General features: G+C 61.0%; 9 protein-coding genes and 1 riboswitch. Of the genes, 2 read left to right on the top strand and 7 right to left on the bottom strand.

Annotated features, from left to right (window positions below; genetic code table 11):
- Window positions 1-134: 134 nt before the first annotated feature.
- Window positions 135-340, bottom strand: a riboswitch (cobalamin riboswitch).
- Window positions 341-510: 170 nt separating this feature from the next.
- Together ATN84_RS15345 and ATN84_RS15350 are read left to right on the top strand one after the other, a co-directional pair.
- Window positions 511-2,088 (top strand): trimethylamine methyltransferase family protein, encoded by a 1,578-nt coding sequence (locus ATN84_RS15345; protein WP_068882499.1) that lies wholly within the window; start codon window positions 511-513, stop codon window positions 2,086-2,088.
- 157 nt (window positions 2,089-2,245) lie between these two features.
- On the top strand, window positions 2,246-2,935 hold the full coding sequence (locus ATN84_RS15350; RefSeq protein ID WP_068882500.1) for a 4Fe-4S dicluster domain-containing protein: 690 nt from the start codon (window positions 2,246-2,248) through the stop codon (window positions 2,933-2,935).
- A 107-nt stretch (window positions 2,936-3,042) separates the two neighbouring features.
- Here ATN84_RS15350 and bmt read toward each other — a convergent pair whose 3' ends face one another.
- The 7 genes from bmt to ATN84_RS15385 all read right to left on the bottom strand — a co-directional run bounded on the left by bmt (window position 3,043) and on the right by ATN84_RS15385 (window position 12,266).
- Window positions 3,043-4,065: a betaine--homocysteine S-methyltransferase gene (bmt, locus tag ATN84_RS15355; RefSeq protein ID WP_068882501.1), complete on the bottom strand. Its 1,023-nt coding sequence runs from the start codon at window positions 4,063-4,065 to the stop codon at window positions 3,043-3,045.
- Window positions 4,066-4,139: 74 nt separating this feature from the next.
- The gene (locus tag ATN84_RS15360) at window positions 4,140-5,609 is read right to left on the bottom strand and encodes an ArnT family glycosyltransferase (protein ID WP_244491097.1); all 1,470 of its coding nucleotides are present in this window, start codon (window positions 5,607-5,609) and stop codon (window positions 4,140-4,142) included.
- A gap of 205 nt (window positions 5,610-5,814) precedes the next feature.
- Window positions 5,815-6,885 (bottom strand): quaternary amine ABC transporter ATP-binding protein, encoded by a 1,071-nt coding sequence (locus ATN84_RS15365; protein ID WP_068882503.1) that lies wholly within the window; start codon window positions 6,883-6,885, stop codon window positions 5,815-5,817.
- Window positions 6,878-7,765, bottom strand: a complete 888-nt coding sequence (locus ATN84_RS15370) for an ABC transporter permease (RefSeq protein WP_068882504.1) — start codon at window positions 7,763-7,765, stop codon at window positions 6,878-6,880. The genes ATN84_RS15365 and ATN84_RS15370 overlap by 8 nt, the downstream gene beginning before the upstream one ends.
- Window positions 7,766-7,964: 199 nt before the next feature.
- Window positions 7,965-8,978: an ABC transporter substrate-binding protein gene (locus ATN84_RS15375; protein ID WP_068882505.1), complete on the bottom strand. Its 1,014-nt coding sequence runs from the start codon at window positions 8,976-8,978 to the stop codon at window positions 7,965-7,967.
- A gap of 1,158 nt (window positions 8,979-10,136) precedes the next feature.
- Window positions 10,137-11,066: a 3-hydroxyisobutyrate dehydrogenase gene (gene mmsB / locus ATN84_RS15380; protein WP_068882506.1), complete on the bottom strand. Its 930-nt coding sequence runs from the start codon at window positions 11,064-11,066 to the stop codon at window positions 10,137-10,139.
- A 30-nt stretch (window positions 11,067-11,096) separates the two neighbouring features.
- Window positions 11,097-12,266 (bottom strand): isobutyryl-CoA dehydrogenase, encoded by a 1,170-nt coding sequence (locus tag ATN84_RS15385; RefSeq protein WP_068882507.1) that lies wholly within the window; start codon window positions 12,264-12,266, stop codon window positions 11,097-11,099.
- Window positions 12,267-12,364 lie beyond the last annotated feature (98 nt).

Genomic DNA, 12,364 nt, shown 5'->3' on the forward strand with positions numbered 1-12,364 from the left:
ACAAACCGCAGGCGGATCTGGACGGGCAGATTGCTGGTGAACAGGCTCCACCCCTCGGCCATCCCGGCATGCGGCAACACTTTTTTCGTGTCACCGCCACGGACGACCGCGCCTGACCACACCCCGTGGCCAAGCATGGGTGACCGGAAAAGGCAGGTCTCCTGACTTCCGTGTCGTCGCCTTCCTTCGCCTTCCCGGCCGCTTTCGCGGCCAGTGGCATCGTGAACGAAGGCTCAACGGTTACAGTTGCGGGGGCAGTCCCGGTTTTGGTCGATGGTCCGACCGCACCGTGTTCCCTTTTCATCCGCCTTCCGGCGAAACCGATTCCGTGCCGAAACCTAGTGAGCGCAAGGAGATATTGTCAAGTGAGGGCGGATCGGTCGATTGTCTTCAACGCGCCACGGTTTGGCGCACATGGGAACGTTCTTTCGGTTGCCGGGATTAGGTTGTTGGTTCAAATATCCGTATATGCGAAAGGGAGACTGCGTCATCAAAGCGCAGGAGAAGAAAATGGACCAGGAAGCATCTGTCGAAGCCGGTGAAGAGCGCGGCGGACGCCGCGGACGCGGCGCAAGTGGCGGCGCGGCGGCAAGGCGAGCTGCGCGGTCCGGTGGTGGTCCGGGCAAGTCGCTTACCTATATCACCCGCAAGGTGCCGGTCTATGAGGTGCTGAACGAGGAGGGGCTGGCGCTGATCGAGGCCAACGCCGATACCGTTCTGGAAGAGATCGGCATCGAATTCCGCGACGATGCGGAGGCGCTGGCGCTGTGGAAGGAAGCTGGCGCCGATGTGAAGGGCGAGCGCGTCCATTTCCCGAAAGGGCTTTGCCGGTCGCTGCTGAAGACCGCGCCATCGATCTATACGCAACATGCGCGCAACCCCGAGCGCTCGGTGCAGATCGGCGGCGATGCCACCGTGTTCGCGCCCGTCTACGGCCCGCCCTTCGTGCGCGACCTCGACGGCAACCGCCGCTATGCGACGATCGAGGATTTCCATAATTTCGTGAAGCTCGCCTATATGGCGCCGAATATCCACCATTCCGGCGGCACCGTGTGCGAGCCGGTGGACGTGCCTGTTAACAAGCGCCATCTCGACATGGTCTATGCGCATATGCGCTATTCCGACAAGCCGTTCATGGGGTCGGTGACGGCGCCTGAGCGGGCCGAAGACACGATTGCGATGTGCAAGATCCTGTTCGGCGAGGATTTTGTCGAGCAGAACACGGTGCTGACCAGCCTGATCAACGCCAATTCGCCGATGGTGTTCGATGAAACCATGCTGGGTGCGCTGAAAGTCTATGCTCGCCATAACCAGGCCTGCATCGTCACGCCGTTCATCCTGGCCGGCGCGATGAGCCCGGTGACGGTGGCAGGCACGTTGACGCAAGTCCTGGCTGAAGTTCTGGCCGGCGCCTCCTTCACGCAGCTGATCCGCCCCGGCGCGCCTGTCATCTTCGGCACGTTCGCCTCATCGATCTCCATGCAGTCGGGCGCGCCGACCTTCGGCACGCCGGAGCCGTCGCTCGTCTCCTATGGCGCGGCGCATCTCGCCCGGCGTCTGGGCCTGCCGTTCCGCACCGGCGGCTCGCTCTGCGCCTCGAAGCTTCCCGATGCGCAGGCGGCCTATGAGAGCGCCAATACGCTCAATTCGACCATGCTCGCTGGCACCAATTTCGTGCTGCATTCGGCGGGCTGGCTCGAAGGCGGGCTGGTCTCTTCCTATGAGAAGTTCATGATGGATATCGATCAGCTCGGCATGCAGCAAAAATTTGCCGAAGGCGTCGATCTTTCGGAAAACGGCCAGGCGATGGATGCGATCCGCGAGGTCGGCCCCGGCAGCCATTATCTAGGCTGTTCACACACGCAGGCGAATTTCCAGAGCGCGTTCTACCGCTCCTCGATCGCCGACAACAATTCCTATGAACAATGGCAGGCCGAAGGCGAGAAGCGGGCCGACCAGCGCGCCAACGAGCTGGCGCGGCGCTGGCTGGAAAGCTATGAGGCGCCTTATCTCGACCCGGCGGTCGACGAGGCGCTGAAGGCCTTCATCGCGGAGAAGAAGGCCTCGATGCCCGACGCCTTTACATGAAAGAAGCCCGAGGATGGCCGGGCTAAAGTGGCCGCTCTGATCCATGACGAGGTCTGGCGCTTGGATACGGGAGTAGGGGAGTAAGTGAGTAGGGGAGTATGTTTGGTGCAACATACTCCCTTATTCCCCTATTCCCTTACTCCCTTTTGGAAAATAGATGAGAAATATCCCCACGCTCATCTCTATCGCCGCCGCGCTGGGACCCTTTGGGCTCATTCCGCGCGGCGGTTTCGTTTTCAGTGATGATGAGGATACACCGCCCGGCCTGATACGGGAGCATGCGCGCAGCGTGGTGCTCGCCGGGCACGCCGGATCGTCAATCTGGCCGCATTTTTCCCGCTGGCGCGCTCACGAGGGTCGGGGCAGCGCCGATCCCCTCGATAGCTGGTCGAAACAAGTGCTGAGCGAGGCGGGGAGACAACTCGGGGCGAGGGCGGTTTTTCCCTCGGATAAGCCGTGGCTGCCATTCCAGCAATGGGCGAAACGGGCGGAAGGGTTGAAGCCGTCGCCGCTTGGCTTGCTCATCCACCCGGTCTACGGGCTTTGGCATGCCTATCGGGGCGCGCTGCTATTCGATGAGGAAATCAGTTTTCCCGAACGCGACGAGCTTGATCATCCCTGCGAGCGGTGTGAAGCAAAGCCTTGTCTCTCAGCGTGTCCGGTCGATGCGTTCGACGGTATCGGCTTTGCCGTGGAAGCATGTCGGGATTATCTGCGTAGCAACGGGGGAAAGGAATGCCGCGATGGCGGCTGCCTTGCCCGGCTCGCTTGCCCGGTGGGACGGGAATATGCCTATGAAGCCGCACAGCAGCGGTTTCATATGGTGGCGTTTATAGGCTCCAGTTAAATTTTAAGCGTTCCGGAATGGATCCTCGGGCTCGACCCGAGGATCCATTCCATCAGCGATGGGACAGACCTTCGCTATTCAAAGCGACCTTCCAAACAGGAACTGCTCTACCCCCGCCGTCCGCGCCTCTCCCTGCGCGGTGCGTCGCTGCCGTCTCCGGCGGTCTTGTTGCGCATCGGGCCGATCGTCTCGACAATGGTTTCGATCGTCGGGCGCGGGCCCTGGACATGATTGTCGAGCGCCTGGCGCATTGCCGCCAAATGCGCAAAGGATGTGCCGCAGCAGCCGCCGATGATCTTCGCGCCGGCATTGGCGGCCAGATGCGCGTAATTCGCCATCAGGTCAGGCGTTCCGGAATAATGGATCTCAGAGCCGCGGAATTCGGGTATGCCGCAATTGCCCTTGACGACCACGGTCGCATTGGGATCGGCATTGGTCATGTCGAGCAGCGACGACAGGATATCCGCGGCGCCGACGCCGCAATTGGCGCCGACCGCAACCGGCTTTTGTCCCAGCCCGTCGACGACGTTGTGGATGTCCCGGGGATGCAGCCCCATCATCGTCTTGCCGGCGGTATCGAACGAGCCGGTATAGACATAAGGCAGGCCGAGCCCGGTGGCTGCTTGCGCCGCGGCGCGGATTTCGTCGGGCGCCGACATGGTTTCGATCCAGGCGACATCGATGCCGCCGGCCTTCAGCCCCTCGAGCTGCTCCGTGAAGGCCGCGACCGCATCCTCATAGGTCAGCGCCCCAAGCGGCACGAGCAGCTCGCCCGTCGGCCCGACCGAGCCGGCGACGATGACCTTGCGGCCGGCCTTGTCGGCGACTTCGCGGGCGAGTTCCGCAGCTTTCCTGTTGAGCTCGAAAACCCGGTCCTGTGCATGGTGCAGCTTCAGGCGATGCCTGGTGCCGCCGAAGGAATTGGTGAGGATGATATCGGCGCCCGCATCGATGAAGCCCTGGTGCAATGCCCTGATCTTGTCGGGGTTGCTTTCGTTCCAGAGCTCCGGCGCTTCGCCGGCCTCAAGTCCCGCGGCGAAGAGATTGGTGCCCGTCGCGCCGTCGGCGAGCAGCACGCCCTTTTCAGCAATGAGATCGGCCAGCGGGTTCGATGCAGGGGCGGCGTTCATGCGCGTGGTTCCATACTAAGGGGATTGGATAAAGATATAAGGAAGTCTTTATATCTCGTCAACGGCTGGAATGCTCAGTTGACAATCACATAATGCACGGGAAGCTTGGTCTCGGGGTGGGTGCGATAGGGCAGTTCGGTCGAGACGATCTTGTCGGCCGGCACCTCGATATGCGCGGCGGCGAGGATATTGGCGACTTTCTCTGGCGGTGTGTCGCCGCCGAACCAGAGCACGAGCAGCGGCTTGACGATCCGCGACGCCGCATCGGGCGTTTCCGGGTGAATTACCCTGAGCGAAGGATCGTAAAGCCGGAAATTGCCGGGTATTTGCGGAAAATCGGCGAGAATGGTGGAGAAATTGCCGTCGGCGCTGACCTGTCTGAACAATTGCGCATAGTCGAGCTGGCCGATCGGCGGATCGTTGCGGCTGCCATAGGTGAGATTGACGGCAAGAACCGGCGTGACCAGAAAGGCCACGACGATGCTGACGATGCCGAAATCAAAGAGGCTGCGGTCGGTCAGCCGATAACGGTGAAGGAGATAGGCGAGGCCGGCCGGAAGGAGAAACAGCACGGGCTGCAGCCAGCGGTCCTTCACATTGGTCGCGCCGGTCAGGCACACGCCGACAAAGACCACGGCAAAGCCGACGAGGATGAGACGAAGCAGGAAACGCTCGCCCGTTATCGGCATGTTCGGCGCAGGATTTCTCCGCTTGCGATGAACGACGAATATGATGCCGGCCACGGCGACGGCAAGGATGGAGAAGAGGAAGCTGACCTCGAAAAGCCGCAGCAGGCCCAGCGCCCGGTCGAGCAGGAAATCGCCAGTGGCGCCGATCTCGAACTTGCCCGAACGGGCCAGAACGCTGTCCCTGTGCTGCAGCATCCATAGGCCCGTCGGCGCGAGGCAGAGCGCCAGCACCGCCGCCGTCACCAGGGAAAGGCGCGACAGCAGCACCTTCCTGTACTCCGTGATCGTCAGGGCCGTGATGATCAGGGTGAGGAGAAAGAAGCTGGCGTTGAACTTACCGAGGAAGGCGGCGGCCATCGCCAGCCCGAAGAGAGCGGCCGACAGGACGGAACGCGATTTCATATGCCAGGCGAAGGCCAGGAAAGCCCAGGCGCAGCCTGCCGTGCCGGCGACGGAGTGGGTCAGCGCACGCTGCGATTCCCAGCCGATCTGCGGGATGAGAAACAGGCCCAGCATGCCGGCGGCGGCGACATTGCGCGGCAGGCCGAGCAGGCGCATGCCGCCATAGACGCTGGCGAACATGCTGGTGAGCAGGCCGAACTTGACGATCTGCAACGTCAAAAGGCTGGTGCCGATCAGCGAGGCCGCCAGATTGGTGATCCAGGTGTAGAGCGGCGGCTGCGAGCCACCATAGCCCCAATCGAGATAACCGATATTCGCGAGCTGCTCGGCGTCATCGAGCCCCGCACCGTTGGAGATGAAGGTCACGAAAAGCGCCTGGAAGGCGAAATAGATGAGGACGAACAGCAGCGCCGGATGCATGCCGAGCACGCGCCGGGGAGTGGAAGTAGACAAGGACTGATCCAGATTCATAGACGCTGTTTATCCTGTGGGGCAGGCGATCGCTACCCGTGGGGACAGAATAACGTTCCCTCGCGCCCAGCAAAAACCCGCCGGCAGCCTTTTCCCAGAAACTCGCCGGCAATACAACGGCGAATGACCGGTATAAAGAAGACTTGATGGGAGAAAGGCAGGCCAGGGGCCGGATAGGCGGCTTGACTTATTCCGCCGCCTGCCTGGCCTCGTGGGTGATTGGCGTGACCATGGCGGAGATGACGCTCTGCATATCGATATGGCCGACGGGCTTTCCCTTTCCGTCATGCACCTGGATCTCGCTGACGTGTTCCTCCGTCATGATGCGGGCGGCATGTTCCAGAATGGTGCCGGTGGCGACGGAGGGAAGGCCGGCGCCGCCGTTGCGCACACCCGGCGTCATGATGGTGTCGACCATGATGACACGTCCGCGATTGACCTCCTTAACGAAGCTTGAGATGTAATCGTCGGCGGGGTTGAGCACGATGTCCTGCCCGGTGCCCTGCTGGACGATCTCGCCATCGCGCAGGATGGCGATGCGGTCGCCGAGGCGCAGCGCCTCGTCGAGATCGTGGGTGATGAAGACGATGGTCTTCTTGATCTCCTTCTGGAGGTCGAGGAGGACGGATTGCATATCCATGCGGATGAGCGGATCGAGCGCCGAGAAGGCCTCGTCCATCAAGAGGATCGGCGCATCGTTGGTGAGCGCCCGGGCAAGGCCGACACGCTGCTGCATGCCGCCGGAAAGCTGGTTGGGATAGCTGTCCTCGAAGCCTTCGAGGCCGACGCGGGCGATCCAGCGCCGGGCTTCCTCGAGCTGCTTCGACCGCGGCACGCCCTGGATTTCCAGGCCATAGACCGCGTTCTCCAGAACCGTGCGGTGCGGCAGCAGTGCGAATTTCTGGAATACCATCGCCGTCTTGTGGCGGCGGAACTGGCGCAGTTCGGCCTCGTTCATCTTGACCACGTCGACATTGTCGACCAGCACTTCGCCGGCCGTCGGATCGATCAGCCGATTGATATGGCGGATCAGCGTGGATTTGCCGGAGCCTGACAGGCCCATCACCACCTGGATGCAACCCGCGGGCATATCGATATTGATATCCTTCAGGCCGAGGACATGGCCGTGCTCGGTGTTGAGCTCGGCCTTGGTCATGCCCTTCTTGACGGCTTCGACATAGGCCTGGGGGTTCCTGCCGAAGATCTTGTAGAGATTCTTGATGATGATGCCGGTGCCGTGCGTGCTCTTCTCAGCCATGGACGGTCTCCAGATGCTTCTGCAGCCGTTTGCCATAGGCCTGGCTTACGCGGTCGAAAATGATGGCGATGCCGACGATGGCAAGGCCGTTGAAAATGCCCAGCGTGAAATACTGGTTGGCGATGGCCTTGAGCACGGGCTGGCCAAGGCCCTGGACGCCGATCATGGAGGCGATGACGACCATGGCGAGCGCCATCATGATGGTCTGGTTGATGCCGGCCATGATGGTCGGAAGGGCAAGTGGCATCTGCACGTTCTTCAGCCGCTGCCAGTTCGACGAGCCGAAGGCGTCGGCGGCTTCCAGCACATCCTTGTCGACGAGCCTGATGCCGAGATTGGTAAGGCGGATGATCGGCGGGATGGCGTAGATCACGACGGCTATCAGGCCGGGAACCCGGCCGATGCCAAGCAGCATGACGACGGGAATGAGATAGACGAAGCTCGGCATCGTCTGCATCACGTCCAGCACCGGATTGACCAGGCTCTGCAGGCGGTCCGACCGCGACATGAGAATGCCGATGGGGATGCCGATGGCGATGGAGAGGACAGTGCAGACGAAGATCATCGAGACGGTCTTCATCGTATCCGTCCACATATCGAAGAAGCCGATGAGGAGAAGGGTGATGATCGCGCTCGCAACGATCTTCCAGCTGCGGCTGGCGAACCAGGCGATCGCCGCGATGAGCGCGATGATGATCGGCCACGGGGTCGTGGTCATGAACCGCTCGGACTGAATGAGAAAATACTGCAACGGATCAAAAAAGGATTCGATGGTGTCGCCATAGGCACGTGTGAACGCACGAAAGCCCTCATCGATCGATTTCTTCAACGCCGTCAGCGTGCTGTCGTTCATATGCGGGAAGCGGTACAGCCAATCCATTAAGCGCCAGTTCTCCTCTTGGGCCACATTCTTGGGGGCCGCATTTTTGCTTATTCTGCGGCTTTTTTCCTGCGCAGTCATCCGAAAATGCGGATGACATCCAGCATCGTCGGAGACGGCCCGACGGCGTGGCGATTTGCTTCGATATCCTGCTTGGTCAGCGGAAAGGCGGCGGATCGCTCCGCCGCCTGTCGCCGAGTTACATTACGGAAGCCTTGATCTTTTCCGCGGCTTCCGGCGAGACCCATTTGGTCCAGACATCCTCATTGTTCTTGAGGAAATATTTCGCGCCGTCCTCGCCGGTGGCCTGGTTGTCGCTCATCCAGGCGAGAAGCTTGTTGACCGTGTCGTTCGACCAGGAGCGGGCCTTGAGATAATCGAGCGCCGGGCCCGCGCGATCGGCGAATTCCTTGGTCACCAGGGTTTCGACCCTGTCCTTCGGCCATTCGTTGGGCTTGGGATCCGGGCAATCCTCGATGGTATTGCAGCGCTTCCATTCCGCCTCATCATAGGGAGCGTCGAAGCCGAGCTTGACCATGTCATATTTGCCGAGCAGCGCGGTCGGGGCCCAGTAATAGCCCATCCAGCCCTGCTTGCGCTCGTAGGCCTTGGCGACCGACCCGTCGAGGCCGGCGGACGAACCCGTGTCGACCAGGGTGAACCCGGCCTTTTCGGCATCATAGGCCTTGAAGAACTGCGTGGTCACGCGCGTGCCGCCCCAGCCCTGCGGCCCGTTGAAGACCGCGCCCTTGGAGGAATCCTCCGGGGCGGGGAAGAGTTCGGGATGCTTCAGCGCATCGGGTATCGTCTTGATGTCGGGATTGGCGTCGGCGATGTATTTCGGGATCCACCAGCCCTGTTCGCCGCCATCGGCGAGCGCCTGCGAAACCGAGACGAGCTTGCCGTCCTGGACGCCCTTATTGACAACGTCGGGCAGGAGATCGACCCAGCCCTCGGGGGCGATGTCCGGCTGTCCCTTCTCCACCATGGAGGTGATGGTGGGGACCGTATCGCCGACGACGAGCTCGGCATTGCAGCCATAGCCTTCGGTCAGGATGATCTTGTCCAGATTGGCAAGGACCTCGGCCGATTGCCAGTTCATGTTGGAGATCGTGACATTGCCGCATTCGGCGGCAGACGCCATACCTGCAAAGGCACCTGAAAATCCGACGACCCCGGCAGCCAGAATCGTGGAAGCGAAAAGCTTCTTCATTAGATGTTCTCCCATTCGCAACAGCACAAAAATTTATTATGTCCGCTGGCGTACTGTCCGGGCAGCCGACAATTTTTTCCCATGTCCATGCAAACTCCTCGCTTGGCAAATTAGCGTTTTGTTGGCGACGGTTGATATCCGGATCGCGACACCCTCCCGGTTGAGCATGCATAAATGCCCCGCCACGAGCCCCCGCTACCGGCGTCGCCGCCAAGGATTGGCTATCGTGACCGGAAAAACAAGGGCGGATATCCCAATTTCTTGCTGCAGGTGCGAATGGAGCGTCTTTGAGCAGGGTACATAAATACGCATCGCTCCCATGCGTGAATTTGCGGCAGAGTGGCTTAAAAACGACAGGGCGCGACGACTTTACGGCAGCCGTCGGCGGGAAATTGGCGCATTGCAGCATCAAAGGACAAATCTGCCCCGGAGTGCAGCAATGCTTTACATTTTCAACCGGAACGACCGCGTTCACATTTCCTGGAACGCAACTGAAAAACGCATCAATCGTACCGACGACAACCGTTCGAGATCGCTGCTCTCGCGTGTGTCCGTGGTCTGGAGAGGCTCGGCCGGCTGACGGGAAAATCGCGCCGAATTGACGCACCGCAATAAATTTGGGGTGAAACGGCCCGGAAAATGAAGAAACCGCCGCTTCCGGGCTGCGATTTTTTGCGTATTCCGAGCGGACGATTCGTGTTTTCGGAGGTCGGATGAGAGACTTTCACTGTGGCGTGGAAACCTCGTCTCCGCCGTCATTCTCGGGCTTGTCCCGAGAATCTACTGACGAAAGAGAAAAGAGAACTGATACCAGCAACTTCGACCGTGCCGGAGCGGCGAAAGGGCCAAAGCCTGCCACCACAGCAGATTCTCGGGACAAGCCCGAGAATGACGGCGGAGGGGGCACTCCCGATTCCATCAAAACTGGAACCGCTTCAGCGCCGGAAGCCGACGTAAAATGGCAAAAACCGTGCTGTCCCGGAGGAAGCACGGTTTTGCCAAATTACGCATGGCGCTCCCGCCAAACACTACGACAGCGGGAATTTACAGCTCCGGTACGCAATACCTGATCCGGAGCGGAGAGGCGGTGTCGTTCCGTCTCGGCTCCCTTTTTAGCGCCACATCGTTACCGCCAAGTTAGCAAGAGCTTAAGCAAATCTAAATCTGGTCTTTTTTTTGTTTTTTTGCCGCGGCTTCGGTCGTTTCCGGAAAAATCCCGCGCAAAAAATTGACGATTGCCGAAAAATCGTCGCCGCCATGCCCGTGTGCATTGAACAGATTATAGAGTTGCGCGGCATGCGCGCCGAGCGGCGTCGAAGCGTTGGCCGTCTGCGCGGCTTCCTGCGCGAGTTTCAAATCCTTCAGCATCAGCGCGGCGGCGAAGCCTGGCTTATAGCCCCGATTGGCGGGGGAGGCCGGCACGGGACCGGGAACCGGGCAATAGCTGGTGAGCGACCAGCACTGGCCGGAGGAGGTGGAGGCGACGTCGAACAGCGCCTGATGCGACAGGCCGAGCTTTTCGGCCAGCACGAAAGCCTCCGAGACGCCGATCATCGAAATGCCGAGGATCATGTTGTTGCAGATCTTCGCGGCCTGCCCGCTGCCCGCTTCTCCGCAATGGACGATGCGGCCGGCCATGGGCTCAAGGATCGGCTCGGCCCTGGCGAACGCCTCGTTGGAGCCGCCGGCCATGAAGGTCAGCGTGCCGGCCGTCGCCCCGCCGACGCCGCCCGACACCGGCGCATCGATCGACATGAGGTCGTGCCGCTTGGCGATCTCATGGGCTTTGCGCGCCGATTCCACGTCTATGGTCGAGGAATCGATGAAAAGCGAATCTTTCCCAGCCTTTGGCGCGATGTCCTCATAAACGGAGACGACATGCCTTCCCGCCGGCAGCATGGTGATGACGACCTCCGCGCCTTTTATGGCCGCTGTGGCGCCGGCCATCACCGTAACGCCGTTTTCGGCGGCGATCTTCAGATTCTCCGGCAGGAGGTCGAAACCCTGTACCGAATGTCCCGCCTTGACCAGATTGGCCGCCATGGGATTGCCCATATTGCCGAGGCCGATGAATGCGATGGTCGCCATATGTCGTCTTCTCCCTGAATTCGTCGTTATTTATGAGCGCCCGATCATCTGGCGGGCGATGATGACGCGCATGATCTCGTTGGTGCCTTCGAGGATCTGGTGGACGCGCAGGTCGCGCACCAGCTTTTCCACGCCGTAATCGTGGAGATAGCCATAACCGCCGAAGAGCTGCAGCGCGTCATTGGCGACAGAGAAGCCGACATCGGTGACATAGCGCTTGGCCATGGCCGACCACTTGCCTGCGTCGTGCGCCTTGCGGTCGAGCTTGGTGGCGGCCGCATAAAGCAGCAGCCTGGCGGCGGAAAGCTCCGTCTCCATATCGGCGAGCCGGAACTGCAGCGCCTGGAACTGGTTGATGGTCTGGCCAAAAGCCTTGCGCTGGGCCGTATAGTCTATGGCCTTGTGAAGGGCGGATTGCGCGCCGCCGAGCGAGCAGGCGGCGATATTGAGCCGCCCGCCGTCGAGGCCCGACATGGCGATGCGGAAGCCCGCGCCTTCGTCGCTCAGGAGATTTTCCACCGGCACCCGGCAATTGTCGAAGATCACCTGCCGGGTCGATTGCGCGTGCCAGCCCATCTTGTACTCGTTGGCGCCGAAGGAAAGTCCTGGCGCATCCCTCGGGATGACCAGCGCCGAAATGCCGTTCGGCCCGTCCGCGCCAGTGCGCACCATCGTGACATAGATATCGCTGTCGCCGGCGCCGGAGATGAACTGCTTGGCACCGTTCAGCACATAATGATCACCATCGCGCACGGCGCGGGTGCGCAGCGCCGCCGCGTCCGAGCCGGAGCCCGGCTCCGTCAGGCAGTAGCTCGCCAGCCACTCCATCGAGACGAGCTGCGGCAGGAAGCGCCGCCTTTGCTCGTCATTACCGAAGATGTCGATCATCCACGCCGCCATATTGTGGATGGAGATGAAGGCGGAGAAGGCGGGGCAGGCGGTGGCCAGCGCTTCGAAAATCAGAACCGAATCAATGCGCTTCAGCCCCGATCCGCCGACATCCTCGCGCACATAGATGCCGCCCATGCCGAGCGGCCCGACCTCGCGGATGACATCGGCCGGGAAATGCTTCTCGCGATCCCATTGCAGCGCGTTGGGCGCTATGCGGTCGGCGGCGAAGCTGCGTGCCATCTCCTGGATGGCGCGCTGGTCTTCGGTCAGCTCGAACTGACCGGTGGACGGATCAACGGCGGCGTCCATGGTGTCTCCTCCCATTCTGCCTTCAACGTTCAATCTAGAACAATGGAGGCAGTCCGCAAACGCTTCCTTCGGATGGAGCATGACGAATGTGAAGAATG

It is taken from the genome of Paramesorhizobium deserti (assembly GCF_001558695.1).
GTDB classification, from domain to species: Bacteria; Pseudomonadota; Alphaproteobacteria; order Rhizobiales; family Rhizobiaceae; genus Paramesorhizobium; species Paramesorhizobium deserti.

What these genes read in the sequence shown, in the direction of transcription:
- ATN84_RS15345 (WP_068882499.1), top strand. Translation starts at nt 511, where the DNA reads ATGGACCAGGAAGCATCTGTCGAAGCCGGTGAAGAGCGCGGCGGACGC.
- mmsB (WP_068882506.1), bottom strand. Translation starts at nt 11,066, where the DNA reads ATGGCGACCATCGCATTCATCGGCCTCGGCAATATGGGCAATCCCATG.
- ATN84_RS15365 (WP_068882503.1), bottom strand. Translation starts at nt 6,885, where the DNA reads ATGGCTGAGAAGAGCACGCACGGCACCGGCATCATCATCAAGAATCTC.
- ATN84_RS15375 (WP_068882505.1), bottom strand. Translation starts at nt 8,978, where the DNA reads ATGAAGAAGCTTTTCGCTTCCACGATTCTGGCTGCCGGGGTCGTCGGA.
- ATN84_RS15370 (WP_068882504.1), bottom strand. Translation starts at nt 7,765, where the DNA reads ATGGATTGGCTGTACCGCTTCCCGCATATGAACGACAGCACGCTGACG.
- bmt (WP_068882501.1), bottom strand. Translation starts at nt 4,065, where the DNA reads ATGAACGCCGCCCCTGCATCGAACCCGCTGGCCGATCTCATTGCTGAA.
- ATN84_RS15350 (WP_068882500.1), top strand. Translation starts at nt 2,246, where the DNA reads ATGAGAAATATCCCCACGCTCATCTCTATCGCCGCCGCGCTGGGACCC.
- ATN84_RS15385 (WP_068882507.1), bottom strand. Translation starts at nt 12,266, where the DNA reads ATGGACGCCGCCGTTGATCCGTCCACCGGTCAGTTCGAGCTGACCGAA.